Here is a 24,593-nt window from a genome sequence, read left to right as displayed (position 1 = left end):
CATGGCGATCAGTTACGGCGTCCTGCGCGCACGACCGGACCGGTTCGTGCGAGAGGACGGGCAATCCAGTCCCCACCTGCAGATCCGCGCGGTCGACGACTCCGGACAACCGTGGCGGGTTGCGGTCAACGTCGAGTCCAACGACGGCAGCGAGGTCGTCTTCTGGGTGGTGGATCCGCTGGTCGGGCACCCCATCGTCAACGGACTGGCCGCCGTGGCGTCGGGCTTTTCCTTCACCCAGGGCACTTCGGCGGCATCGTTGGACTACGTCAAGGCACCGATGTTCGATTTCACGCTCGGCCGGGCGCTTCCGCCCAGCGGCAATGCGAACGCCGATGACCTGCAGGATCTTCTGAGCCTGTACCTGACCCAATGTCAGGCCGCGGGCGGCGAGCTCTACGCCTTCGGGGCGAAGTTCGACCGCAACCTGCACAAACCGATCGATGCCGACTTCGGTAACACCGACGGTCTGCACGGCGTCCACGACATCCACATGAACCAGGGCAACGTCGGTGCCCACAGCGGCGACAACGGCGCGTTCCACGACGGCGGACTTCTGCTGGCCTTCCCCGATCGGGTCGTCGGTATTCTGCTGGCGTTCCAGACCCAGCGGGTGCCGACCGACGCGCAGGGCGACGCGGCGCCCGGTGCGCAACCGCTGTCCCGGTTGATCGGGCCCGGACCCGTTGGCCAGGCGACGCCCGGCCTGGCATATCTGGAGCGGGCGCTGATCAATCCGGCCGGCCCGGATCCCGGACGCGAAGCCGTGGTGGTCGGCAATTACGCGACCACGCCGCTGTCATTGCACGGCTGGCGGCTGGTCGACCGCAACGGCAGGGAGAGCAAGCTGGACGCCGACCTGGCCGGCGGTGCGTCGGCGGTCATCGTGCTCGACGGATCAGGTGCGCAGCTGGGCAATTCGGGCGGGAACCTGCTGCTGGTCGACGATCACGGCACCCAGGTGGACAGCGTCACGTATTCGCAGACCGAGGCGGGCGTCGTGGAGCGCTATGTGCGATTCCAGCGGTAGTGGCCAATATTCATCACGCAGCGATTAACCCCCGCCGCGTCCCGATCGGCGCGGCGGGAAGGATCGAACAGCGCTCTGTGCCAAATGAATTCACGCAGTGTCCGGGATCGCGCACGGTCAAGTGCGGTAGGCCCGGACCGGCCCGCTCGGCCACGGCCCACGGTGCTCGGCCCATAGGGTTTCTTGCGTGGTGGACTGGCACAGCTGGCATGAAGACTACGACCGACCCGATTCGGCGCTGGCGCACCGGCTTCGCGCCGTGCAGACCCTGATCAAACAAGCGCTGGACGATGCGCCGGCCGGTCCGCTGCGGATCGTCAGCCTGTGCGCCGGCCAAGGCCGGGACCTGCTCGAGGTACTGGCCGAGCATCCGCGGCGCGACGACGTCCGGGCGCGCCTGGTCGAGTTGGATCCGCGCAACGCCGCGGTCGCCGCCGAAACGGTGAACAGGCACCGGTTGACCGGTGTCGAGGTGGTGACCGGTGACGCCTCGCTCATCGACCACTACGCGGACCTGGTGCCCGCCGACATCGTGGTGGCCTGCGGAATCTTCGGCAACATCACCGATGAGGACATCGAGCGGGCCATCGGCTTCCTCCCGCAGCTGACCAAGACCGGCGGAACTGTGCTGTGGACCCGCGGGCGCACCGTCCCCGACCGGGTTCCCTTGATACTCAACTGGTTTGACGACCGCGGGTTCGACTTGGTCTGGGTGTCGCCACCGGATGTGAGTTACGGCGTCGGAGCTCATCGCTTCACCGCACACCCGGAACCGTTGGTACCGGGGGAGCAGATCTTCACCTTTGTCGGCTCGGATGTGATCCGGGCCGCCGACCGCGCTCGCTGACGACACCGCCTGCCGGGGCGCGGTTCCACCAGCACCCGACCGTTCATCAGTACGCTTTTCAACGATGGCTGAGGAAGGTCTGAACGGCAGGGACCGCTTGCGCGGCGGGCTGCGCATGGCCCTGCGAGGGCGCCGCGACCCGGCACCGGTCGCCGGGCGACGCAGTCGCGCGTCGGCGGGGATGGGTGACGTACACACCCGCAAGGTGCTCGACCTGACCATCCGGCTCGCCGAGGTCATGCTGTCGTCGGGCTCGGGTACCGCCGATGTCGTGGCCACCACGCAGGACGTCGCACAGGCCTACCGGCTCACCGACTGCGTCGTCGACATCACCGTCGCGACGATCATCGTGTCGGCGCTACCCACCGCGGACAGCCCGCCGGTCACGATCATGCGGGCGGTGCGGACCAGGTCGACGGATTACACCCGGCTCGCCCAGCTCGATCGATTGGTCCGGCGCATCACCTCCGGCGGTATCACCGTGGACGAGGCGCACGAGGCCATGGACGAGCTGACCGAGAGCCCGCATCCGTTCCCGCGCTGGCTCGCGACCGCCGGGTGGGCGGGTTTCGCGCTGGGCATCGCGATGCTGCTTGGCGGCAACTGGCTGACCTGTCTGCTGGCCAGCCTCACCGCCGCGCTGATCGACCGGGTCGGCCGGCTGCTCAACCGAATCGGGACGCCGTTCTTCTTCCAGCATGCGGTCGGGGCGGCGATCGCGACATTGATCGCCCTGGCCGCCTACCGCTACACCGGTCAGGGTCTCAGTGCGCTGGTCGCTACCGGGATCGTGCTGTTGTTGTCCGGCATGACCCTGGTCGGTGCCGTCCAGGACGCGCTGACCGGTTACATGGTCACCGCGGTCGCGCGGCTCGGCGACGCGGTCTTTCTCACCGCGGGAATCGTCGTGGGCATCACCGGCGCACTGCAGGCCGCCACGTTGCTCGGGGTTCAGATCGAGCTGCATGTCAACACGGCAGGCACATTCATCACCCCGAGAGGACCTCTGCCGATAGTCCTGGCGGTGCTGGGTGCCGCGCTGGCCGGGATCTGCCTGACCATGGCCAGCTACGCGCCGTTGCGTTCGTTGCCCACTGCCGGGCTGGCGGCCGGGCTGGCCGAGCTGACATTGATCGGGCTGGGGACAGCCGGGTTCGGCCAGTGGGCGGCCACCGGGATCGCGGCGGTCGGTGTCGGTTTCCTGGCCACGTTGATCTCCATTCGCCGGCAGTCTCCGGCGCTGGTGACAGCGACCGCAGGCATCATGCCGATGCTGCCCGGCCTGGCGGTGTTCTGGGCGGTGTTCGCCTTCGCCGTGGACGAGAACTTCGGTGAGGGGCTCGCGCACCTGCTGACCGCGGCAGCGACGGCGTTGGCACTCGGCAGCGGCGTGGTGATGGGTGAGCTGCTCGGCTCACCACTGCGGTACCGCGCGGGACGCATCGGTGAGTTCTTCCGCAAAGAAGGACCGCCGGGACTGCGCCGGGCAGTGGGGCAGGTGGTCCGGCTGCAACCGGCCGACAACACCTCGGCCGTCAACCCGCCACGCGCGGAAAGCGTCCCGCTGGAAGCGGCTCCGGCCGAAGATCCAGAGGACGACGAGAGCGGCGAGCCCGGCAGTTGATCAAGGGATCAGGGTGATCCCACGCCGGGAATGTCGACCCGCGCCTGCAGGATCCGGCCCGTCGAGGAGCCGGCCAGAAGCCCTTCGTGCGTGGTGTCGTCGACCACGAGATACAGCGTTCGCCCGTCGTGGCCGCCCAGCGCCGGCGCAACCGCCCATCCGCGGTCGATCTCGATGCGGTGGGTGATCTCGCCGCCGGCGATCACACGCAGGAACTCGCCGGTGTCATAGCAACCGACCCAGACCCCTCCCGCGGTGTCGACGCACAACCCGTCGGGGTGCCGGTCAGGACCGAGGTCGGCGAACACGGTCGGCGAACTGAGGCCGCCGTCGGAGCCGGCGGTGAACGCCAGCAGCCGCGAGCCGTGTGTCTCGCTGACCACCAGGGTCGATTCATCGGGCAGGAACGCCAGGCCGTTGGGCATCGACAACCCGGCCGCGACGACCCGCACCGTGCCGTCGGGGGCGACCAGGCCGATCCCGCCGGTCAGGCCGCCGCCGTCGGCGATGTAGAGGTCGACGTACGTGCGGCCGTCCGGCGCGACCAGCAGATCGTTGGTGGACCACGCGATATCGCTGACGTCGTAGGTGGCGGTCACGTTTCCGCGTGCGTCGGCGTGGTGCAGCTGCGCTGCGAACAGCGTCGACACCACGAGGGTTCCGTCGGGTAGCCACCCGAGTCCGGACGCGCGGGCGAGTTCGACCTCGACTGCGAGGTCACCGGCCGCGCCGGCCGAGTACACCCGGCCGGCCAGGCCGTCGGTGAACCACAAGCGGTCACCGTGCCAGCGAGGCCCCTCGCCGTAGACGATCCCGTCGACGAACGGGACTGCGGCGAGGGCCTCAACGGATGTCAACGGGCCCTCAGGTCCGGTTCAACCAATCAGGTGAACGGGAGGAAGTCGCCGTTGACCCAGACGCCCCAGTGGCCGCCGGCAGGCAGGTTCCACCAGACCATCGGCTTGCCCTGCCACGTCTCAGCCGGCTTCTTCGGCGCGTTCGGCGGCGGCGGGAGGCTCGGATCCGGTTCCGCGCCCGCGATGGCGGTGCCGAGGCCGAGGGCGGCCCCGATCAGGCCGGTGGCCGCGATGGTGGCCAGGGTTGCCTTGCTTCCGAACATGAATGTCCACCTCGGTGCTTGACTCTGAACTTGGATACCCGAAGCTTAGCCAAACGAAGTGATTGAGTGTGCACTTGAGGTCGGCGACGGGGTCATACGTCATCCTGAACCAGCGCGACATGGCCTGACACCGAGAACAGAAATATTTCGGTCTTCGATGTCGAGAACGCCGCGATGGCTCCGTCCCAGATGTGAGCGACCAACTAGGGTCGCGAACCTGAAGGGAGAACCACATGGCCAAGTACCTGTTTCTCAAGCACTACCGAGGCGCGCCCGCGTCCGTCAACGACATCCCGATGGACCAGTGGACACCAGACGAGATCCAGGCCCACATCCAGTACATGAACGACTTCGCGGACCGGCTGAAGGACACCGGTGAGTACGTCAACAGCCAGGCCCTCGCCCCGGAGGGCGCCTGGGTCCGCTACGACGGCGAGGGCAGGCCACCCGTGACCGACGGCCCGTTCGCCGAGACCAAGGATCTGATCGCGGGCTGGATGATTGTCGACGTCGACTCCTACGAGCGCGCCGTCGCGTTGGCCGGAGAACTGTCGGCGGCACCCGGCGCGGGCGGCAAGCCGATCCACGAGTGGCTCGAGGTGCGCCCGTTCTTGACGGCCGCGCCGACCGTCACCGAGTAGATGGCCCCCGGTGCGGTGGACGAGCAGCAGCTTCGGGATCTGATTCCCGGTGTCCTGGCTGCCCTCGTCCACCGCGGGGCCGACTTCGTGACCGCAGAGGACGCCGTGCAGGAAGCTTTGGTCCGGGCCTGGGAAACCTGGCCGAGCCGCCAACCCGACGACCCGAAGGGCTGGCTGATCACCACGGCGTGGCGGCGTTTCCTCGACGTCACCCGCTCCGACGTGGCGCGGCGCAGCCGTGAGGTCCGGGTCTCGACCGAACCGGCCGCCGGACCCGCGCCGGCAGCCGACGACACATTGCAGCTCTACTTCCTGTGCGCGCACCCGAGTCTGACCTCGTCGTCCGCGGTCGCGCTGACGCTGCGCGCGGTCGGCGGCCTGACCACGCGCCAGATCGCGCAGGCCTATCTGGTGCCGGAATCGACGATGGCGCAACGGATCAGCCGCGCCAAACGCACTGTGGCGGAGGTGCGGCTGGACCGTCCCGGGGACTTGGGCACTGTGCTGCGCGTGCTGTACCTGGTGTTCAACGAGGGCTACAGCGGCGATGTCGACCTGGCCGCCGAGGCGATCAGGCTGGCCCGCCAATTGGCCAGGACCACCGACGATCCGGAAGTCGGTGGCCTGCTCGCGCTGTTCCTGCTGCACCATGCCAGGCGTCGGGCGCGTACCCGTGCCGACGGGACCCTGATTCCCCTGGCGGAGCAGGACCGCACGCTGTGGCGGCGCGATCTCATCGCCGAGGGCGTGTACGTACTGCAAGCCGCGCTGGCTCGTGACCGGCTCGGCGAATACCAGGCACAGGCGGCGGTGGCGGCGCTGCACGCCGACGCCCAGTCGGCCGAGGAGACCGACTGGGTGCAGATCGTCGAGTGGTACGACGAACTCGTCGCGCTCACCGACAGCCCGATCGTGCGACTCAACCGCGCCGTCGCGGTCGGTGAGGCCGATGGGCCGCAGGCAGGTTTGGCAGCGCTCGCCGAACTCGACCCGGCACTGCCGCGTCACACCGCCGCGTCGGCTTACCTGCACGAGCGTGCGGGCGACATCTCGGCGGCCGCACGGCTCTACGTGAAGGCGGCGGCCGAGGCGCAATCGCTGGCCGAGCGCAACCATCTCACTCTGCGCGCATCTGTCTTGCACGGTCGGGTTGCCAGGGAGGACGGTTAACCTCCTAGTTGTGGGCAACAGTCGGATGAGGGTGTTGATCATCGGTGGGGGATTCGGCGGTCTGTTCTGTGCGCGCCGATTGGGCGGAACCGACGTCGATGTGACTCTGCTGGACCGGGCCGCGGGACATGTGTTCCAGCCCCTGCTCTACCAGTGCGCCACCGGGACGTTGAGCTTCGGCCAGATCAGCCGCCCGCTTCGTGAAGAGTTCGAGCGACACCGCAACGTCACCACGCTGCTCGGCGAGGCGGTCGACATCGACCCGCAGCTACGTCAGGTCACCGCGCGCCGGCCGGACGAGACGACGTTCACCATCGACTACGACGTGCTGGTGGTTGCCGCTGGGATGCAGCAGTCCTACTTCGGCAACGAGCACTTCGCGCAGTGGGCCCCGGGGATGAAGACGCTCGACGATGCGGCCAACATCCGGCAGCGGGTGTTCACCGCCTTCGAGATCGCGGAGACGTTGCCGCCGGGGCCCGAGCGTGACGGTTGGCTCACGTTCGCCGTCGCCGGTGGCGGCCCCACCGGGGTCGAGCTGGCCGGGCAGATCCGCGAGATGGCAACTCGCACCCTGGCCCACGAGTTTCACAGCATCGAGCCCGAAGAAGCCCGGGTGCTGTTGTTCGACGGTGGAGAGCGGGTCTTGAAGGCCTTCTGCCCGGAACTGGGGGAGAAGGCGACACGGTCGTTACAGCGGCTGGGCGTCGAGCTGCACATGGGTGTCCACGTGACCGATGTCGGACGGGATGGGGTGACCGTCAGTCCGAAGGCCGGCGGTCCCGACGAGCAGTACGTGGCACGAACCGTGCTGTGGACAGCCGGAGTGGAGGCCGTCCCCTTTGCCCGGCACATCGCCACGGTGCTGGGTGCGGAATCCGACCGCAGCGGGAGAATCGCTGTCGGGCCCGATCTTTCGGTCGCCGGACATCCCGAGATTTTCGTGATCGGAGACCTGGCCGGCCGCGAGAACCTGCCCGGGGTGGCCGAGAACGCGATGCAGGGTGGGCTGCATGTCGCCTCGTGTATCCGCCGGGAACTCGCAGGCAAGCCCCGACGGCCGTTCCGCTACCGGGACCTCGGCTCAGCGGCGTATATCGCCCGGGGACAGGCACTTCTGCAAATCGGCCCGGTCAAGGTCTCAGGTGTTCTCGGATGGCTGGCATGGGGTTTCCTGCACATCGCGTTTCTGACCGGCATCCGCAACCGGGTCAGCACCGTGAGCACCTGGCTGGCCACCATCGCGCGGGCCCGCCGCGCACACCGGGCATTCATGCTCGGAGCGACCGGTCTTCCCGAGCAGCGCTACACGTGGACCACCTGGGACGCACTCACTCCGCCGCCCGAAGTGCCACCGGACGGCAACGACAGCCGGCGCGGCCCGTAGCGCGCGGCGCCACACCGCGTTTCGAGTAGTCGGCTACGCGTGCCCACGGCCGCCGTGCGCGGCTACGTTCCGATCATCCGAAGTTGGCTCGAAGCCACCGAGATGAGAGGAGCGCTGTCATGCCTCCATATCCGACAGTCACATTGAAGAACGGCAGCCAGGGCCAGCATGTTGCCACGCTGCAGGCGCTGCTGAACCTGGACTACCCGGCCTATTCACACCTGCAGGTCGACGGCGAGTTCGGCGCGCAGACCGAAGCTGTGATCCGGGAATTCCAGAAGCGGGCCGGGCTGTTCGTCAACGGCGTCGCGGGGGCCGAGACGCTGGCCAAGCTCGACGAACTCACCACCCAGGGCGCCGGCCCGGTGGGCGAGGAGATGAAGGAATGCAACGGCGGCATCTGGGCCAGCCAGAGCACCTCGTGTCCGTTCGCCCAGAATGTCCGCCAGGAGTACTTCAGGGTTCCCGGGGATTCAGTGCAGATCAACGTGTTCAGTCCGGTGACGCATCAGACCTACACCATGGCGTGTGTCCGAGAGGGTGACTGGGTGACCTGCCGCGGCGGCAACAACGCGGTCGTCCAGTTCTCGTTCCACTGACGGCGCTATCCGCCGCGGGCCGGCCTGTCCTGGAGGTCGGGGGCGGCCGCCGCCAGCAGGGCCTGCCGGTCGCCGGTGAGCGGCGGGTAGATCCGTTCGGTGTTGATGGTCTTCTTGGTGGCCTTGGCCACCGCGCCGGTCGCCACGACGTCGCGATCCCAGCCCTCGGTGTAGACCGCGCCGGCCGGGCCCAGATCGAGAACGGTGACATACCAGGGGATTCGCAACGCGCGCATGGGCCGGCCGAGGAGGTCGCCGATCACGTTGTACCCGGCGTAGCGGCCCATCGGCCTGCCGTGCTGGCACGACATCACCGACAGGTGGCCATCGTCCACCCGCGCGGCGGCCACGTCGCCGGCGGCGAATACGCCAGGCGCATGCTCGACGCGCAGGTAGTCGTCGACCGGCACGCGGCCGAACCGATCCGGCGTCACCGGCAGCTGCGCCGTCAGTGGGTTGGCTCGCATTCCCGCGCACCACACCACGGTTGCCGTGGACACCGTTTCACCAGACGACAACGTCACCGCACCGATATCGACGGCGGTCACGCTGACACCGGTCATCACCTCAACTCCGTTGTCGGACAACGCAATTTCGATCACCGGGCGCGCCGAGGCGCCCATGTCCGAGCCGACGTGCGGGTTGTGGTCGACGAGCAGCACCTTCGGCGCCCGGGAGTTCTCGAAGATCGCGGCGAGCCTCGTGGGCAGTTCGCAGGCCGTCTCGATGCCGGTGAGTCCCGCACCGACCACAACGACCGTATCCGCGCCCCAAGTATGGGGATTGACGGCCAGCGTATCGAGATGGGCGGCGAGGCGGCCGGCGCCGTCGAACGTGTCGACATCGAAACCGAACTCGGCCAGTCCGGGAACATGCGGTCGCGCGACTCGGCTGCCGGCGGCCAGTACCAGCCGGTCGTAGTCGATGATCAGCGTTTGCCCGTCGCGCTTTGCCGTCACATTCCGGGCCTCGACATCGACCGCGGTGACTTCGGCGGCGATGTGGTCGACACCGACGGGATCCAGTAGCTTCCCCAACGGGATTCGGCAGTCGGTGAGATCGGTCTCGTAGTTACGGACGCGGATGTCGTGAAAGGGACGCTCGCTGACCACCGTGATCTTCACGCCGTCGGCCACGGTTCCGAGTTCGTCGACGCGTCTGGCGGCACCGAGCGCGGCCCACAAGCCGGCGAAACCCGATCCGACGATCAGCACGTGACTCACGGTTTCAGCGTGCCACGCCACAAAAAATCACGGCCGGTAAAACGCTCGAGAACCCGCAATGCCGACCCTAGTTTTCAACGGTGACGTCGAGCACCCCGGCGCCTGCGGGCGTTTCGCTGCGCGGCGTCGGTCGCAACTTCGGTGCCCACTCGGTGCTGCGCGATATTGACCTGGACATCGCGCCCGGTGAGGTCATCGCGTTCCTCGGTGCATCGGGCAGCGGAAAATCGACGCTGCTGCGGCTGATCGCGGGCCTCGACGAGCAGAGTGCCGGGCACATCGACATCGATGACACGGCTGTGAATGGAATCGACCCGCGCTGCGCCGTGGTCTTTCAGGAGCCCCGCCTGCTGCCATGGCGAACGCTGGCCGGCAACGTCGCGTTCGGCCTGCCACCGCACACCCCGCGCGCCGATGGGCTGGCGATCGTGCGGCAGTTGCTCGAGGTAGTCGGCCTCGGCGGATTCGAGAACCACCGGCCGAGACAGGTTTCCGGTGGCATGGCGCAACGAGCGGCGCTGGCGCGCGCATTGGCCCGGCGCCCCGGAGTGCTGCTGCTCGATGAGCCATTGGCCGCGTTGGATGCCCTGACCCGCCTACGGATGCAGGATCTGCTCGACGAAGTGCAGCAGGACGCGGGGACCACCACGCTGTTGGTGACCCACGACATCGATGAAGCACTGATCCTCGCCGATCGGGTGATCGTGCTCCGCGCCGAGACGTCCGGGGCGGCCACCATCGGTGCGATTCACGAGGTGACGGTTTCCAAACCTCGGGATCGCTCCGATCCGGCGCTCACCGCACTGCGCGAGACGCTGCTGGACGAACTCGGGATGCCCCGGCGCCGCGCCGGAAGCGCACCGACCCCACCCCTGAAGGAGATCTCGGTATGAAATGGCGCGGCCCGGTGGCGGCCCTGATCCTCGGCGTGACCCTTGCCGCCCGGCCTGCGGTTCCGAGGGCGACTCGTCGTCGTCGAAGGAGGTCAGGATCGACTACGCCTACTACAACCCGCTGAGCCTGGTGGTGCGGGACCAGAAGTTGTTGGAGAACCAGGATTTCGACGTCACCTGGGTCCTATCTGCGGGCAGCAACAAGGCCAACGAGGGGCTGCGGTCCAACGCCCTCGACTTCGGATCGACCGCGGGTGCGGCAGCGCTGGTCGCGCGGGCCAATGGCAGCCCGATCAAGGTGGTCGACGTCTACAGCAAGCCCGAGTGGACTGCACTGGTGGTGGGCAAGAACTCGCCGATCCACAGCGTGGCCGAGCTCAAGGGAAAGAAGATAGCTGTCACCAAAGGCACCGATCCCTACTACTTCCTGCTGCAATCCCTTGCCGTGAACGGTCTTTCGCGCGACGACGTCGAGATCGTCAATCTGCAGCACGCCGACGGCAAGACCGCCCTTGAGCGCGGCGACGTCGACGCCTGGTCCGGACTCGACCCGTTTATCGCACAGACCGTGCAGGAGCAGGGTTCCCGGCTGCTCTATCGCAACCCGGATTTCAACAGCTACGGAGTGCTAAACGCCCGCGAGGACGTCATCGCGGAGCGACCGGACACGGTGCAAGCCGTGGTCAACGCCTATGAGGAGGCGCGCAGGTGGGCCGTGGCGCACCCGAACGAACTGAGCCAGTTGCTGGCCGAGGAGGCGAAGATCTCCCCGAGCGTCGCGCACGAGGAATTGGAGCGCACGGACCTGAAGGTCAACCCGACCCCGGGCCAGAGTCAGATCGCGGTGCTGAGCACCATCCTGCCCATCGCGGTGGGCGACAACGACATCCGCTCGCCGGAGGCGGGGCGCAACGCGCTGGACAGCCTGATCGAGCCGAAGTTCGCGGAGCAGTCGGCGCACTGACCGCGTTACGCCGCGTCCCCTCGGCGCTGTGGGGATTGATCGTCCCACTGGCGGTTCTGGCGCTCTGGCAGGTGGTTGCGGTCAACGGTGTGTTCTCCAGCAGCCAGTTGCCCCCGCCGGGTGACGTCGTCGGTGCACTGGGGGAACTCGTGCGCCGCGGTGAACTCTGGTCGCACCTGCAGACCAGCCTGTCGCGGGTGTTGGTCGGCTACCTCTGCGGGGCACTCATCGGCATCGGTCTGGGCTCCGCGGTCGGGTTGTCGACGCCCGTACGGCGGCTGCTCGGACCATCGGTCGCCGCGTTGCGAACGGTGCCGTCGCTGGCCTGGGTTCCGTTGCTGCTGCTGTGGCTAGGGATCGGTGAGGAGCCGAAGATCCTGCTGATCGCGATCGGTGCGTTCTTCCCGGTCTACACCACGACCGCCTCAGCGCTGTCCCACGTAGATCCGCACCTGGTCGAGGTGGGACGTGCCTACGGCAGGGAAGGTACTTCACTTCTGGCAACAGTCTTGCTGCCGGCGGCCGCCCCCACCCTGGTCAACGGTCTGCGGCTCGGGCTGGCCAACGCCTGGTTGTTCCTGGTGGCCGCCGAGTTGATCGCATCATCGAAAGGTCTGGGGTTCTTGCTCATCGACAGTCAGAACACCGGACGCACCGACATCATGATGTTGGCGATCGTGTTGTTGGCCGCCCTCGGCAAGCTCAGCGATACCGCCTTCGGTGCCCTCGAGCACCGCCTCGTTCGCCGGCGAGTATGACCTACGGCGCACCAACACGATGGTTGCGACGGCGGCGACGATGAACAGCGTCGGGTTGGTGGAGACCACCAGCAGCTTGTTGAGCGTGGACGTCGTGGCGATGGCGGCGTCGAGCGCCTCGACACAGCTGGTGTGCACGGGGTTGCTCCGGGGCCCGTTCACCGCGCGAGCCCAGCGCGCCACCGGTGAGATGTGCGACGATGCACGGACCGCCCGGTACTCACGCTGCCTCCCGAGCAGGCGTTTCAGCGGGCGTAACAGAGAGGACCGCCGGACAGATGACCGAAGCGCACCGCGCCACGCTCTCCGTCAGAGGAGCGAAGCTCGCGATCGCAGGCTTGACCGTCGTCGGTGCCGTGCTCGCCACCGCCGGTCAGGCGGCAGCGGACCCCATCGTGCCCGACCCGGCACCGGCACCATCGGATCCGGCGCTAGCCGCCCCGCCGCCGCCCGCACCGGTCGGTCCGCCGCAGGTACCCGAGATCGCCAACCCCGTGTACGGCTCCGGCCAGTACGGATCCGGTCCGGTCGGCACGCTCAGGGATCTCTGGCATCAAGCCCACGACCCGGGCGGGTTCCAGGCCGCCGGGGGAGCACCTGAGGGTGTCGCGCCGCCTCCAGGCGCTGGTCCGCCTCCGCCGCTGCCGCCCGGCTACGTATCGATCAATGCCCCGGGTTCTGAGACACCGGTCACGGCGCCGGCGCCCGGTAGCGGTCCGGTCGGCCCGGCGCTGCCACCTGGCTACTATTCGCTGAACGGCCCGCCGCCGCCCGGATACGAGTACAACTCACCGGGTCAGCGCCCTCCGGCGCCGCCGGCAGCTCCTACGCCGTAATCGCGCGTCCCAACACGTGGCGCAGTGCCTGATCCAGGCGCGGATGGCGGAAGTGGTGATCAGCGGCGGTAAGAACCGCAGGAACGGCCCGCTGGCTGGCGCAGGCCAGTTCGCGGGCACCTTGATCGCCGAGCAGTACCCGTGGCCCCAGTGCGGGCACCGGTAGAACGGTCGGGCGGTGCAGGACGCGGCCGAGAGTGTCGGTGTATTCAGCGTTGCGCACCGGCTCCGGGGCCACGGCGTTGACCGGGCCGGACAGTCGCTCGTCCCACAACGCGCGGTAGTAGATGTCGACCAGGTCGTCGATGCCGATCCAGGGCAACCACTGTTGTCCGTCGCCGATGCGGCCGCCGAGCCCAGCGGCGAACAGCGGACGCAACAGTCGAAGCGTGCCGCCACTCGGAGATTGCACGATGCCGGTACGGATCCGCACCACGCGCGCCCCGGATTGTTCCGCCGGGGCCAGCGCGTCCTCCCAGTCGGCCACGACATCGGCGAGGAATCCACCGCCGCGCTCACTGGTCTCGGTGAGAACCTCGTCGGCTCGGTCGTACCCGTAGAAGCCGACTGCTGACGCGCTGACGACCACCTGGGGCCCGCGATCGGTGTCGGCGACCAATTCGGCGAGCCGGCGGGTCGGCTCGATGCGGCTGTCGCGAATCGCGCGGCGGTGCCCATCGGTGAACCGGCCGGCGATCGTTGCCCCGGCCAGGTGGATGACGACATCGACCCCGGTCAACAGTTCCGGGTGGGGATCCGCAGGGTTCCATTGCCGCTCATCAGGTTTGGCTGCCGCGTGGCGGACCAGCCGGATGACCCGGTGGCCACCGGTGCTCAGAAACGCGGTCAATGCCGACCCGACCAGCCCGGACGCGCCAGTGACCGCGACCGTCAGCGGCGCCATTCCGTGTACGCGTGCCTCTTGGTGGGCCGCGAGGTCGTCGGCGAGTTGGCGATGCCGGTAGGCGAACATGGGACGCAGGAAATGGCCGGGGACCGGCGTCTCGACGCGGTCGGTCATCCGGGTGTGGGCGGAGTCGACGGCTTCGAAATCGTGAATGTGCTTCCAGCGCACCGCCAGTGCCGCGGGCAGCGAGGCCGGCCCACCGCGGGCGATCTGGTCGACGAAGCGTCGTGGCGGGTCATATGCGTCGGCCTGGTGCTGCGCCACCCACCGCAGGCCGCCGGGCAGCGCGAGTTCGGCGCGGCCGTCGCGCAGCGAGGCGGCCTCGGATTTGAGCTGCATCGCCTGCCACGGCGGTGACAACCTGGCGAACGCACCCGGTCGGCCGTGCCAGGCGAAGACCTCTTCCTGCGGGGCGTCGATGATGCTGGAGTACACCAATCCCATCGGCCGACGTTACCCGCAGGATGCGCGTCGGGGGGCGGCTCGGCCGCCGCAGCTACGCCGAGGCCCGCCTCGCCCGCAGGCCGGCGTAGGCGAACAACAGTCCGGTACCGATCTCGGAAAGGGCCGTCACCCAGGAGAACCAGGTGACGTTGATGCGGGGACCGCTGAGGTAGCTGTCCTGGAAATCCGGCCAGAAATTCGGCAGCAGATGTGCATAGGTGAACAGCACCGCGCTGCCGACACCGGTGAAAATCGCGACTTCAGGTGCTCTGGGATGGCCGCGCACGGCCATCGTGATCGCGATGATGACGACAACACCCTGGATCATGCCGCCGACCATGACGAACATCGGTGACGCCGACATCCCCCGGAGCAGGTGGTCGAGCACGTGCAATCCCCAGCCGGCCAGGAACGTCCATGCGGTCAGACGCAGAAAGCGTTGTGTCTGAACGGTTGTCGGTGTCGTCATGGGACCCCCAATCGAACTACTACAAGCGATAGTAGAACGATGGGGCATTGGTGGCAATAGCCGTCACCACGGCTGTTTGCGACCGGACGTCATTCGAGAATTGGCTCTCGACGACCAACGGCTGCGCAATGACATCTGTTGGTCGGTCTTCGATTCCTGATCGGGCACGCCGAATATCGTCGCAGCAACTGTAGATATCTCTGTAATAGAGTCCGTACTGGCCCCAAGTGCCGGATGAGAGGTGTATCTGTGGAGCGCACTGCGATGACGCCCTACTTTGTGAGCGGTGACGGCGGGTTCGTACCCAACGAGATCGCGCACGGGGGCTGGGGCCCCACCCTGGGCGGTCAGGTGGTCGGTGGCCTGCTGGCGCGTGCCGTCGAAGTACTCGTCACCGACGACGGTCTGCAACCGGCGCGGTTCACCGTGGAGATACTGCGCCGGGTCGCCAGCGCACCGGTTCGCGTCTCCGCCTCGGTGGGTGATGACCCAGGACGGCGAGCTGGTGGCCCGCGCCTCGGCTCTGTATCTGAGGCGCGGCACCCAACCCGACGGTGAGTTCTGGACCACCTCGATCGACCTGCCGCCGCTACCTGAGGAGCCCGCGGATTTCGACGACACCGTGCCCATGTTCATCCGGCCCTATGGGCCGGATCCAGAATGGAACGGTGCGGGTTTTCCGTGGCAGCAGTGCGGTCCGCGTTACGCATGGCTGCGCGAAGTGCGCGATCTGGTTGCCGGTGAAGAACTCTCGCCATTCGTCCGGGCGGCGCTGGCCGTCGACGTCACGAGTTCGATGACCAATTTCAGTTCGGCCGGTTTGGCTTTCATCAATGCGGACTACACGCTGGCACTCAGCCGGCTCCCGGTCGGTCCCTACATCGGGATGGCGGCGGTGACCCACACCAGCGCCGACGGTGTGGCGACCGGCAGCGCGACCCTGTACGACACGTCGGGCCCCATCGGCACCGGATTATCCACCGCCGTCGCGAATTTCAACTTCAGCCCGAACGGCTCGAGCTAGGCGGGGCGCAGGATGGCGACGAGAAAATCCGAGTCTTCGGTGAAGGGCCGCACATCCCATGTGGACAACAACAGATCCGGGGTGAAACCGGCCGTTGCCGCGTCGTCGAGGAACTGACCGAACTCGTATTCGCGGCCGGCTCCGAATCCGATCACTGCACGGCCGTCCTCGGCGAGGTGGGCGCGCAACCGGGTCAGGACCTGGACCCTGGTGCTCGGGGCGAGGAACGTCATCACGTTGCCGGCCGACACGATGATGTCGAACGCGTCGGCGATGCCCCGTGCCGGCAGGTCGAGTTCGGCAAGGTCGCCGACCAGCCACCGCGGACCGGGGTGGTCCTTCTTGGCCGCCTCGATCAATGCCGGATCGACGTCGACGCCGACCACCTGGTGCCCGGCCCCGGCCAGATATCCGCCCACCCGGCCGGGACCGCAGCCGGCATCCAGGATGTGGGCGTTGCGCGACGCCATCGCGTCCACCAGACGAGCCTCACCGGCGAGGTCCTCACCGGCACGCGCCATGGCACGAAAGCGTTCGATGTACCAATTCGAATGCCCAGGATCGGCCGCGACCTTTTGCATCCAGATGCTCCGCTCGACCATGTGAGCATTGTCGCAAGCGGATGACGGGCCCTGGCCGGGCGGTGGGACTCAGCCCTGGGCGTCGAGGATCTTGATCGCGAAGACCAACGAATCACCCGGCTGGATACCGGCAGCGGGCTGCCCCTGGGGGTAACCGTCGGCAGAGGTCATCGCCACTGCCACCGTGGACCCGACCTTCTGTCCTGAAATGGCTTTCTGGAAGCCCGGCACCACGCCGTTGAGCGGGAAGTCGACGGGTTCGCCACGTTCGTAGCTGCTGTCGAACACCGATCCGTCGCGTCCGTTGACGCCCATGTAGCAGACCGTGACGTTCGCCGACGGTGACACGACGGGCCCATCGCCGGCCTTGAGGGTCTGCACCTGGGTCTGGGCCACGCTGAACGGTCCGTCGACCTTGACCACCGGCGCCGCGGTGTCGGTGGAGCCGGTGACCGCAACGCTGCCGGTCGCCCCGGGCAGCGTCCATTCGGGGGCGCCCGCGTTCTGGGGAGCTGCGGTCGGGCACGTGCTGGCCTCGGTTGCGGTCTCGGCGATCGATGGCGTGAGCACCTCGGCGACCGACGGCGTGCTCGGCGAGGACGTGGCCGAGGAGGTGTCCGTGTCGGAGCCGCACGCGGCGAGCGCCATGGTCAACGACGCGGCGCAGGCCACGAGCGCAACAGAGGAAGGCACGCGAAAGGAGTTCATGCCTCGTCACGCTACAGCGGCTCGAGGTGGTGCCCGTCGATAGCCGGGCAATCGCGGCCGCACGCTCTGTCGCGGGTTCGAACTCGGCTTTCGTCAATTGCGGGTCCGCTTGTCGTCCGGATCGGTGAATTCCGCCGGAATTGTGAAACTTCAAATATTCGGTGAAGGGCTGGGCGGAGAGATTCATCGATAGGCACCAGGCGATTGTTTGCCCGTGATAGCGTCGCCGCAGGCAGACCGTTTATCCACACTCGAGGACACGGATTATGGCCAACAATTCCATGGGTGACTTTGTCAGCCAGTTGCGCCCAGCCCTACATCGGCTCCAGGACTGGCCCTATCCCGATCAGATAGACCACACGCTGTTCTCCGCCTTCATGAAGAATCCGCACGACGTCGGCGGTGATCCCGACGCCCCGGCGATCTTCGAGGAAAAGGAAGAAGAGGCGTGGGAACTCAATACCTTCGTGACATGTGAGGTTCTCGGCTGGCGTGGCATTTGGACGTCCGAAGAACGGCGGCGGCTGGGGAACGTCGACGTGGGGCGCACGATTTACCACGGCTTCCCCTATTACGGCCGGTGGGTGTGGGCCATCGCCCGGTGCCTCGTCGAGAAGGACCACATCACGCTTCGCGAGTTGTTGGAGCGCGTCGACGAGGTGCGCGCCCGTGTGGCCGCCGGTGGCGTGGACGCTTTGTCGGCAGCGCCACGCAGCGTCGGTGATCCGACAACGGTCTCCAGGAACCGCCATCACATCGAGGCGCTCGGTAAGGGCGATCCGCAGCGGTTCGACGGACAGGCCGGGGCCCCTCGGTTCGCCGTCGGTGATCGGGTGCGCGTGCGGGACCTTCCGACGATCTTCTACACCCGAACCCAGGAGTATCTGCGCGGCAAGCCCGCGACGATAGTCGAGGTGTCCTACGAAAGCCTGGTGCCCGAGGACGAGGCGTTCGACCGCGAAGAGCAGAAACCTCAATGGTTCTACATCGTGCGCTTCAACATGACCGACGTGTGGGATCCCTATGCGGGCGCCGTAGGCGACACCCTCCAGGCCGAGATCTCCGAATTGTGGTTGCAGCCGCTGGGTTAGACCGCTCATTCGACAGACGAACAGGAATGCGACATGACGCACGACGACGCCGCACATACGCATGACGACGCACCCGAGCGGCATGCGGCACCGATGGTCGAGGAAGTGACCGATTTCGAGGTCTTGGAGATCGCGCTGCGCGAATTGGCGATCGAGAAAGGCTTGTTCACCGCCGAAGACCATCGGCACTACACCGAATTCGTCGAACAGATCGGACCGGCGCCGGGTTCGCGCTTCGTCGCGAAGGCCTGGGTCGATCCGGATTTCAAGCAGCTGGCGCTCCGGGATCCCATCGCCGCCAGCCGGGAAGTGGGAATCGATTGGCTGCACCCGACCGGCTTCGGGACGCCCAGCGACTTCACGGCGCTGGAGGTGCTCGAGAACACCCCGACTCTGCATCACGTGATCGTCTGCACGTTGTGCTCGTGTTATCCGCGGCCGCTTCTCGGCAATTCACCCGAGTGGTACCGGACGCCCAACTATCGGCGCCGCATCGTGCGCTGGCCGCGTCAGGTACTCGGGGAATTCGGTCTTTTCCTGTCCGATGATGTCGAGATCCGTATCGAGGACTCCAATTCCAAACGCCGTTTCATGGTGCTGCCGGTCCGTCCCGCCGGAACCGAGGGCTGGACCGAGGAGCAGCTCGCCGAGATCGTCACCCGCGATTGCATGATCGGTGTCGCCTTGCCGAAGCCCGGCGTGACGACGAATGCGCAGCGTCCGGTACATGCGGCGGTCCGGCCGGCCGAAGGATACTGAGGGGCACCCGATGACAGACGAAGAGGACGTGACGACAGTCAGGGTGCGGACGCTGGAGGAGCTTGTCGGGCGCGGACAGGTGTGGCCCCGCATGGCGCAGAAGTATGGCGTCTCCAACCTGGTACCGCCGTGGAAGTCGAGTCTCGACGGGATGTGCGACGCACTCGATCACGAGGGAGTGACTCTGCCGTTGCTCACGCGCCGAGACGATGAGGACCGTCTGGTCAACGAGGTGTATGTGACACTGCCGTACCCGGAGAACCAGCTTGCCGCACTGACACATTCGCTGGTCGCCAGGAACATCATCGACGAGCAGTCACTGGCCGAACGCATGCGCTCAGTCCGGGCCCGACTCGAGGGGACCTGACCGGCATTCAGTGATCGCTGCCTTCCACCGACCGGGAATTGAGTGCCGCCGGTGTCCATTTCGGCCAGGACGGCGATCCGACGACGAATCCGCCGGCGATCTGGGCGACGATCCGCGGGCCTCTTATGGTGCTGTTGTCATAGAACGTCGCCGAGTCCACCCGCATCGCGGCGATCGCGACAAGGTCCCAAAGTCGTTGGTAGCGTTCACGAATCTTTGCCTCGGGAACGTGGTGGCCGCCGGCTTGCACCCGGTGGTGCACTCGTAGCACTGCCAGGTCTTCGGGGATCAGGATGCAGTGCAGGATCACGGTGTAGCCGGCGGCGTGCGCTTCGTCGATGAGCTCGAGTTTGGAGGGATGGGAGAACACGGTCTCGGCGATGAAGGATTCGCCGAGCTCGATGAGCTTGGCCCGGGTTTCGGCGGCAACCAACGCGGCCTCGTAGGAGTGCGGGGCCGGGTCTTCGGGCCAGCGACGCTTGGCGATTTCGTCGGCGTTGACGAATGGGCTACCGGGGAGCAGCGGGGAGAGGGTTAGTTCGACGAAGGTGGACTTGCCGGCGCCGTTGCATCCGACGACGAGATCGAGACGCTTCACCGCGCGACGGTACGGTCCGTGTCAGTGCAAGCCGCGATCACTGCTGTTGTGCCAGCGCCGCGGTGCTGCCGTCCGGCCGGTACTGCACGATATCGCCGTTCTCGTCGAGCGCGACGGTGGTGATGCCGCGGGCGGCCAGCGTCTTGCCGTAGTCGGCGCGCGCCAGACTCTCTTCGATGGACGCGGCGATCTCGGCGTCGAACACCGCGCCTTCCTCGGCGGTCAACTCCCGAAGTGGAATATCGCCTGCCAGGGCGGCTTCCACCTTGCGGCGGGCTGCACTGTGCCGACTCGACACGGCACGGCCCACGCGGGCCCAGTGGTCGAGCTGCTGCTTGGCTGACCGGCTCTGACGTGCGCCTTCCGCGGCCGCACTGTCGATGAGGTCCGCGGCGAACCGGGTCACCCGATCTGCGGTGTCAGTCATGACGAGCCTCCGTTGTAGCAGTCTGAAACAAGCGTAGCAGAATGCTACAGATGCGGGTTGTGACCGGCGTCATGCCGCCGCCAACCGCCTGGCGATCTCGCCGTACCGCTCGAAACGCTCCGGCCCGCCGAGCGCGTTGTAGAGCACGATGCGGGTCGCGACTCCGGCATATTTGGCGCTCAACGCCTCGGTCAGTCCGTCCCAGGTCGATTCGGTGGCGAAGGCGGCGATGTGGTCGTCGGTGATCTGCGCCGTCATCCCCGCGATGTCACCGGCTTTCTGTTTCTCCCGCAGGCGTGCGGTGGTGCCGTCGAAGCCTGCCTCGTCCCAGATGAACGCATAGTTCGGCGTGCTCCCGTAGAAGCTCATGCTGGCCCGCACGAACTCGCGCTCGTTGGCGCGTTCTTCCTCGCTGTCGCCGACGATCGTCATCACCGGGACGATCTTGGCGATGTCGTCGGGGGAGCGGCCCGCCTCGGCCGCACCCGCGGCGATGTTGGGCAGTACGTGGCGGGCGATGTAACCCGGCTCGCCGATCGGGTGGATGTGGACGCCGTCGGCAACCTCGCCGGCCATGCGCAGCATCCACGGATTCACGGCGGCGATGTCGACCTTGGGATCTGGTACATCGATCGGCCCGGGGCTCCACTGGGGAGTGATGAAGTCGAGGTCGTAGAAGTCGCCGTGATGATCGAGCTTGCCGGTCCGGAAGGCGGCGAAGCAAGCTTTCACGGCCAGCACGTAGTCGCGCAGGCGCGGCCCCGGATGCTCGAAGGGCATCCCGTAGCGCCGGACCACATGGGTGCGGACCTGGGTGCCGATGCCGAGCCGGAACCTGCCGCCCGTTGCTTCCTGAAGTTCCCAGGCCGACGCCGCGGTGATGAACGGGCTGCGCGGAAAGGCAACGGCGACACCGGTCGACAGTTCCAGCCCGGGAGCCGCCTGAGACGCGACCGCCGCATTGAGATATGCCGTGCGTCCCGTTTCGGTGAGCAGGAGCCCCGAGAACCCGGCGGACTGGGTGCGGCGGGCAAGGTCGCCGATTTTTGCCAGCGGCTGCGGAACGGTCATCACGTCGACGTACACGTGGGGAGCGTACGTGTCGAACATCCGTAATGCCTTAGAAGTCAACCGTTTCACGCCACCGGGCGCCTAGACTTGTGGGAGATCAGGGCAACCGGACTCGTCGTAAACCAGAGCGTGTTGCAACTGAAGGAGGGGACCCATGGTCAGGATTCATACGGTCGTGGCGGGGGAGACTCTGTCAGCGTTGGCGTTGCGGTTCTACGGAGACGCGGAACTGTACCGGCTGATCGCTGCGGCCAGCGCAATTCCCAATCCGGACGTCGTCAACGTCGGGCAGAAGCTGGTCTTTCCCGATTACGCGCGGCACACCGTCGCCCCCGGAGAAACGTTGTCGGCCGTGGCTTCGCGTTTCTACGGGCATGCGGAGTTGTCCCGGTTGATCGCCGCCGCCAATGGGATCGCCGAGGGCGCCGCCCTCAGCCCGGGGCAACGGCTCATCGTCCCGGAACTCAAGAGATACACGGTTGCTCCGGGGGATACGTTGTCGGCGTTGGCATCACGGTTCTACGGTGACGCCTCGTTCTACCCACCGATCGCCGGTGTCAACGGCATCCCCGACCCCGGCCACATCACCCCGGGACAGGCGCTGGTCATCTTCAGCGGTCGCAGCGACGGGTTCGGCCTGCGGATCGTCGACCGCAACGAGAACGATCCTCGCCTGTGGTACTACCGATTCCAGACCGCCGCCGTCGGCTGGAACCCCGGTGTGAACGTTCTGCTCCCCGATGACTATCACACCAGCGGCCGCACCTATCCCGTTCTGTACATGTTCCACGGGGGTGCCGACGATTTCCGTCAGTTCGACTTCCTGGGGATCCGCGACTGGACGGCAGGCAAGCCGATCATCGTGGTGATGCCCGACGGCGGGCACGCCGGTTGGTATTCCAACCCGGTCACCTCATTCGTCGGACCGCGCAACTGGGAGACATTCCACATCGCGCAGTTGCTGCCGTGGATCGAGGCGAATTTCCGGACGTACGCCGAGTACGACGGCCGCGCGGTCGGGGGATTCTCGATGGGCGGTTTCGGCGCGCTGAAGTACACGGCCAAGTACTACGGCCACTTCGCGTCGGTCAGTGCCCACTCCGGTCCGGCGAGTCTGCGCCGCGATTTCGGCCTCGTGGTGCACTGGGCGAACATCACGTCGGCGGTTCTGGATCTGGGCGGCGGAACGGTCTACGGCGCTCCGTTCTGGGACCAGGCCAGGGTCAGTGCCGACAACCCGGTCGAGCGGATCGAGAGCTATCGCAACAAGCGGATCTTCCTGGTCGCCGGCACCAGTCCCGATCCGCTCAACTGGTTCGACAGCGTGAACGAGACGCAGGTGCTGGCCGGCCAGCGCGAATTCCGCGACCTCCTCGGCCGCGCAGGCATCCCGTTCGAAGCGCACGAGGTGCCCGGAGGCCACGTCTTCCGTCCCGACATGTTCCTCCGCGATCTCGACGGGATCATCGCCCGGCTGCGGCCCGCCAACATCGTGAACACTGACCTGTAACAGGAACCCCACCTTTCACAATTGTCACATCTGCACCAGAATTCAATTCTTTCACTGCTATCGCACTGGAAACTGAATTCACAGTAGGTTGCAATTGCCACAGTGGTCCCGGCGAAATTTTATGAAACAGGGGCCGCATGTCCATGGATCGCCCCGCGGGCCAGGTTGGCGTTTGACCTGTACTTACAGGGCGTGCAGGTGTGGTCCCACATGCCTCACCGGCCACTAGAAGCCCATAACTATTAAATAAACTCAAAGAAGATAATTAGACTCTCTAGCACGGCTATTTTACTTTCGCCCCATCGGTAAACTCTGTATCACGATGGGCTGCAAATAGTCTTTCGTCCCGCCATTACCGGCGTGCACAGGCAGTGCCCGCCGCCAGGAAGGGATCGACATGCGCGTGCGCAAGGTCGTCACCGTCTTCGGGTTCATCGGTGCGATCGCCCTGGCTCAGAACCTCCTGATGGTTCCGACTGCCGGCGCCGAACCGAACTGGGACGCGATGGCGCAATGCGAGTCAGGCGGCAACTGGGCGGCCGACACCGGCAACGGCTTCTACGGTGGGCTGCAGTTCACTCCCGCCACGTGGGCTTCCCATGGGGGCATCGGATCGCCCGCCATGGCGAGCCGCGAGGAGCAGATTCGCGTCGCACGCAACGTGTTGCAGACTCAAGGCCTCGGCGCCTGGCCCGTCTGCGGGGGCCCCATCGGCCAGGCCACAGGAACCTGCCGCCAGGTGATGGTCTGGATTCCCCTGAGGAACCTGCCACGGCTGTGCACCTTGGTGCTCAATCCGCTGGGATGATCGCACATTCGCCCCGGAGCTGATCGAGCGCGAATGGACGACCAGCCCACACTCACCGCCACCCGCATCGAGGCCGGCAGATTGCTGCTCAGAAAGGGCCGCGACGACGACGGCGAGGGGCTCGTCGAGACGCAGACCGATGAGCGGGTGCGTCGCTTCCTCGGCGGGCCGCGCGCCCAAGCGGAGGTGCGCGCGACGGTGGCCACCGTAGGCGCGGCAACCTTGTTGGCGGCCGACGGCTGTTACATCGCGGCCGACCGGGAATCCGACGACATGCTCGGCGTGGTGACGCTCAGTCCACGTGATCCGGAATTGCCCGGTCACGTGAGCGAAGGCGGCGGCGAGCTGGAGCTCAGCTATGTCTTTCGGGCACGTGCATGGGGCAAGGGCTATGCGACCGAGGCTTGTCGCGCGTTACTACGCTGCGCCGCAGAGCAACTCGCCGACCAACCGATCGTGATCGTCACCCAGACGGCAAACCTGGCGGCGCTTCGACTGGCTGACCGGCTCGGTTTTGCTCAGCTGGGCACCTTCGAGCAGTTCGATGCCGAACAGGTACTGGCATCGGCGCGGCTGGGGACGTTCCTGCCGCAGTAGGGCTTTCACTCCGGTCGCCTCCGCAGCGTGTGACGGAGCGCACGGGTGACGGATACCGCACATTTCCTCCCTCGGCGTGAAAAAGTCTTGGGCGGCGCTGAACTCACTCTCAGCAAACCCTCAGTGCGAGGCTGCACCAT

General features: G+C 66.8%; 27 protein-coding genes and 2 pseudogenes. 19 read left to right on the top strand and 10 right to left on the bottom strand.

Annotated elements, in window-relative coordinates; translation table 11 throughout:
- Nucleotide 1: 1 nt before the first annotated feature.
- The 3 genes from EH231_RS31425 (at nt 2) to EH231_RS31415 (ending at nt 3,501) form a co-directional block, all read left to right on the top strand.
- Complete coding sequence (locus EH231_RS31425; RefSeq protein ID WP_090434674.1) at nt 2-1,030, top strand: DUF2278 family protein; 1,029 nt, start codon at nt 2-4, stop codon at nt 1,028-1,030.
- 187 nt (nt 1,031-1,217) lie between these two features.
- A complete protein-coding gene (locus EH231_RS31420; RefSeq protein ID WP_090434671.1) occupies nt 1,218-1,877 on the top strand; it encodes a class I SAM-dependent methyltransferase in 660 nt (219 codons plus the stop codon).
- Nucleotides 1,878-1,941: 64 nt separating this feature from the next.
- On the top strand, nt 1,942-3,501 hold the full coding sequence (locus tag EH231_RS31415; RefSeq protein ID WP_090434668.1) for a threonine/serine exporter family protein: 1,560 nt from the start codon (nt 1,942-1,944) through the stop codon (nt 3,499-3,501).
- Nucleotides 3,502-3,509: 8 nt separating this feature from the next.
- Here the strand turns inward: EH231_RS31415 and EH231_RS31410 are convergent, their stop codons facing one another.
- Entirely contained in the window at nt 3,510-4,358 is an 849-nt protein-coding gene (locus EH231_RS31410) for an SMP-30/gluconolactonase/LRE family protein (RefSeq protein ID WP_090434664.1), read from the bottom strand.
- A 26-nt stretch (nt 4,359-4,384) separates the two neighbouring features.
- Nucleotides 4,385-4,621, bottom strand: coding sequence for a hypothetical protein (locus tag EH231_RS31405; protein WP_044518651.1), 237 nt, complete (start codon nt 4,619-4,621; stop codon nt 4,385-4,387).
- 233 nt (nt 4,622-4,854) lie between these two features.
- Here EH231_RS31405 and EH231_RS31400 point away from each other — a divergent pair, with 233 nt between their 5' ends.
- The 4 genes from EH231_RS31400 to EH231_RS34160 all read left to right on the top strand — a co-directional run bounded on the left by EH231_RS31400 (nt 4,855) and on the right by EH231_RS34160 (nt 8,418).
- Nucleotides 4,855-5,262 carry a YciI family protein gene (locus tag EH231_RS31400; RefSeq protein ID WP_044518650.1) on the top strand — a complete coding sequence of 136 codons (408 nt, stop codon included), beginning with the start codon at nt 4,855-4,857 and terminating at the stop codon, nt 5,260-5,262.
- Nucleotides 5,263-6,432 (top strand): RNA polymerase sigma factor, encoded by a 1,170-nt coding sequence (locus tag EH231_RS31395; RefSeq protein ID WP_164481098.1) that lies wholly within the window; start codon nt 5,263-5,265, stop codon nt 6,430-6,432.
- Nucleotides 6,433-6,457: 25 nt separating this feature from the next.
- On the top strand, nt 6,458-7,819 hold the full coding sequence (locus EH231_RS31390; protein ID WP_124714437.1) for an NAD(P)/FAD-dependent oxidoreductase: 1,362 nt from the start codon (nt 6,458-6,460) through the stop codon (nt 7,817-7,819).
- Between the two features lie 119 nt (nt 7,820-7,938).
- Complete coding sequence (locus EH231_RS34160; protein ID WP_205263737.1) at nt 7,939-8,418, top strand: peptidoglycan-binding domain-containing protein; 480 nt, start codon at nt 7,939-7,941, stop codon at nt 8,416-8,418.
- 5 nt (nt 8,419-8,423) lie between these two features.
- Here the strand turns inward: EH231_RS34160 and EH231_RS31380 are convergent, their stop codons facing one another.
- Nucleotides 8,424-9,641 carry an NAD(P)/FAD-dependent oxidoreductase gene (locus EH231_RS31380; RefSeq protein WP_090434838.1) on the bottom strand — a complete coding sequence of 406 codons (1,218 nt, stop codon included), beginning with the start codon at nt 9,639-9,641 and terminating at the stop codon, nt 8,424-8,426.
- An 80-nt stretch (nt 9,642-9,721) separates the two neighbouring features.
- On the opposite strand from EH231_RS31380, the gene EH231_RS31375 reads away from it, so the two are divergent.
- The 4 genes from EH231_RS31375 to EH231_RS31360 all read left to right on the top strand — a co-directional run bounded on the left by EH231_RS31375 (nt 9,722) and on the right by EH231_RS31360 (nt 13,092).
- Entirely contained in the window at nt 9,722-10,534 is an 813-nt protein-coding gene (locus EH231_RS31375; RefSeq protein WP_124714006.1) for an ABC transporter ATP-binding protein, read from the top strand.
- Between the two features lies 1 nt (nt 10,535).
- On the top strand, nt 10,536-11,498 hold the full coding sequence (locus EH231_RS31370; RefSeq protein ID WP_164481096.1) for an aliphatic sulfonate ABC transporter substrate-binding protein: 963 nt from the start codon (nt 10,536-10,538) through the stop codon (nt 11,496-11,498).
- Nucleotides 11,499-11,533: 35 nt separating this feature from the next.
- Nucleotides 11,534-12,256 carry an ABC transporter permease gene (locus tag EH231_RS31365; RefSeq protein WP_234939927.1) on the top strand — a complete coding sequence of 241 codons (723 nt, stop codon included), beginning with the start codon at nt 11,534-11,536 and terminating at the stop codon, nt 12,254-12,256.
- Nucleotides 12,257-12,534: 278 nt separating this feature from the next.
- A complete protein-coding gene (locus EH231_RS31360) occupies nt 12,535-13,092 on the top strand; it encodes a hypothetical protein (protein ID WP_090434654.1) in 558 nt (185 codons plus the stop codon).
- Here the strand turns inward: EH231_RS31360 and EH231_RS31355 are convergent.
- Complete coding sequence (locus EH231_RS31355; protein WP_090434651.1) at nt 13,082-14,443, bottom strand: TIGR01777 family oxidoreductase; 1,362 nt, start codon at nt 14,441-14,443, stop codon at nt 13,082-13,084. The genes EH231_RS31360 and EH231_RS31355 overlap by 11 nt on opposite strands.
- A 52-nt stretch (nt 14,444-14,495) precedes the next feature.
- A complete protein-coding gene (locus EH231_RS31350) occupies nt 14,496-14,912 on the bottom strand; it encodes a hypothetical protein (RefSeq protein WP_090434648.1) in 417 nt (138 codons plus the stop codon).
- 82 nt (nt 14,913-14,994) lie between these two features.
- Here EH231_RS31350 and EH231_RS34930 point away from each other — a divergent pair.
- Both EH231_RS34930 and EH231_RS31345 read left to right on the top strand, forming a co-directional pair.
- Nucleotides 14,995-15,072: pseudogene (locus EH231_RS34930) on the top strand (putative immunity protein); the annotation flags it as partial.
- A gap of 104 nt (nt 15,073-15,176) precedes the next feature.
- A pseudogene (locus EH231_RS31345) lies at nt 15,177-15,936 on the top strand (thioesterase family protein).
- Here the strand turns inward: EH231_RS31345 and EH231_RS31340 are convergent.
- Together EH231_RS31340 and EH231_RS31335 are read right to left on the bottom strand one after the other, a co-directional pair.
- Nucleotides 15,933-16,538, bottom strand: a complete 606-nt coding sequence (locus EH231_RS31340; protein WP_124714005.1) for a class I SAM-dependent methyltransferase — start codon at nt 16,536-16,538, stop codon at nt 15,933-15,935. The pseudogene EH231_RS31345 and the gene EH231_RS31340 sit on opposite strands and share 4 nt — an antisense overlap.
- A gap of 48 nt (nt 16,539-16,586) precedes the next feature.
- Nucleotides 16,587-17,225, bottom strand: coding sequence for an FKBP-type peptidyl-prolyl cis-trans isomerase (locus EH231_RS31335; protein ID WP_164481095.1), 639 nt, complete (start codon nt 17,223-17,225; stop codon nt 16,587-16,589).
- Nucleotides 17,226-17,491: 266 nt separating this feature from the next.
- Here EH231_RS31335 and EH231_RS31330 point away from each other — a divergent pair, with 266 nt between their 5' ends.
- The 3 genes from EH231_RS31330 to EH231_RS31320 are packed head-to-tail and all read left to right on the top strand — an operon-like array spanning nt 17,492 to nt 19,442.
- Complete coding sequence (locus EH231_RS31330; RefSeq protein WP_090434642.1) at nt 17,492-18,316, top strand: SH3-like domain-containing protein; 825 nt, start codon at nt 17,492-17,494, stop codon at nt 18,314-18,316.
- A gap of 33 nt (nt 18,317-18,349) precedes the next feature.
- On the top strand, nt 18,350-19,075 hold the full coding sequence (gene scnC / locus EH231_RS31325; protein WP_090434640.1) for a thiocyanate hydrolase subunit gamma: 726 nt from the start codon (nt 18,350-18,352) through the stop codon (nt 19,073-19,075).
- Between the two features lie 10 nt (nt 19,076-19,085).
- On the top strand, nt 19,086-19,442 hold the full coding sequence (locus tag EH231_RS31320) for a thiocyanate hydrolase (RefSeq protein WP_090434637.1): 357 nt from the start codon (nt 19,086-19,088) through the stop codon (nt 19,440-19,442).
- A gap of 7 nt (nt 19,443-19,449) precedes the next feature.
- On the opposite strand, the gene EH231_RS31315 is transcribed toward EH231_RS31320, so the two are convergent.
- From EH231_RS31315 to EH231_RS31305, 3 genes are all read right to left on the bottom strand, one after another.
- Nucleotides 19,450-20,040: an ATPase gene (locus EH231_RS31315; protein ID WP_090434634.1), complete on the bottom strand. Its 591-nt coding sequence runs from the start codon at nt 20,038-20,040 to the stop codon at nt 19,450-19,452.
- A 37-nt stretch (nt 20,041-20,077) separates the two neighbouring features.
- Entirely contained in the window at nt 20,078-20,467 is a 390-nt protein-coding gene (locus EH231_RS31310) for a TA system antitoxin ParD family protein (protein ID WP_090434631.1), read from the bottom strand.
- 69 nt (nt 20,468-20,536) lie between these two features.
- A complete protein-coding gene (locus tag EH231_RS31305) occupies nt 20,537-21,553 on the bottom strand; it encodes a TIGR03617 family F420-dependent LLM class oxidoreductase (RefSeq protein ID WP_090434829.1) in 1,017 nt (338 codons plus the stop codon).
- Between the two features lie 139 nt (nt 21,554-21,692).
- Between EH231_RS31305 and EH231_RS31300 the strand changes: the two genes are divergently transcribed.
- The 3 genes from EH231_RS31300 (at nt 21,693) to EH231_RS31290 (ending at nt 24,453) form a co-directional block, all read left to right on the top strand.
- Nucleotides 21,693-23,048: an alpha/beta hydrolase-fold protein gene (locus EH231_RS31300; protein ID WP_090434628.1), complete on the top strand. Its 1,356-nt coding sequence runs from the start codon at nt 21,693-21,695 to the stop codon at nt 23,046-23,048.
- Nucleotides 23,049-23,445: 397 nt separating this feature from the next.
- Complete coding sequence (locus tag EH231_RS31295; RefSeq protein WP_090434625.1) at nt 23,446-23,856, top strand: transglycosylase family protein; 411 nt, start codon at nt 23,446-23,448, stop codon at nt 23,854-23,856.
- 33 nt (nt 23,857-23,889) lie between these two features.
- Nucleotides 23,890-24,453 (top strand): GNAT family N-acetyltransferase, encoded by a 564-nt coding sequence (locus EH231_RS31290; protein WP_124714004.1) that lies wholly within the window; start codon nt 23,890-23,892, stop codon nt 24,451-24,453.
- Nucleotides 24,454-24,593 lie beyond the last annotated feature (140 nt).

The organism is Mycolicibacterium nivoides (genome assembly GCF_003855255.1).
Lineage (GTDB): Bacteria > Actinomycetota > Actinomycetes > Mycobacteriales > Mycobacteriaceae > Mycobacterium > Mycobacterium nivoides.
This window is presented reverse-complemented; position numbering and strand designations above follow the sequence as displayed.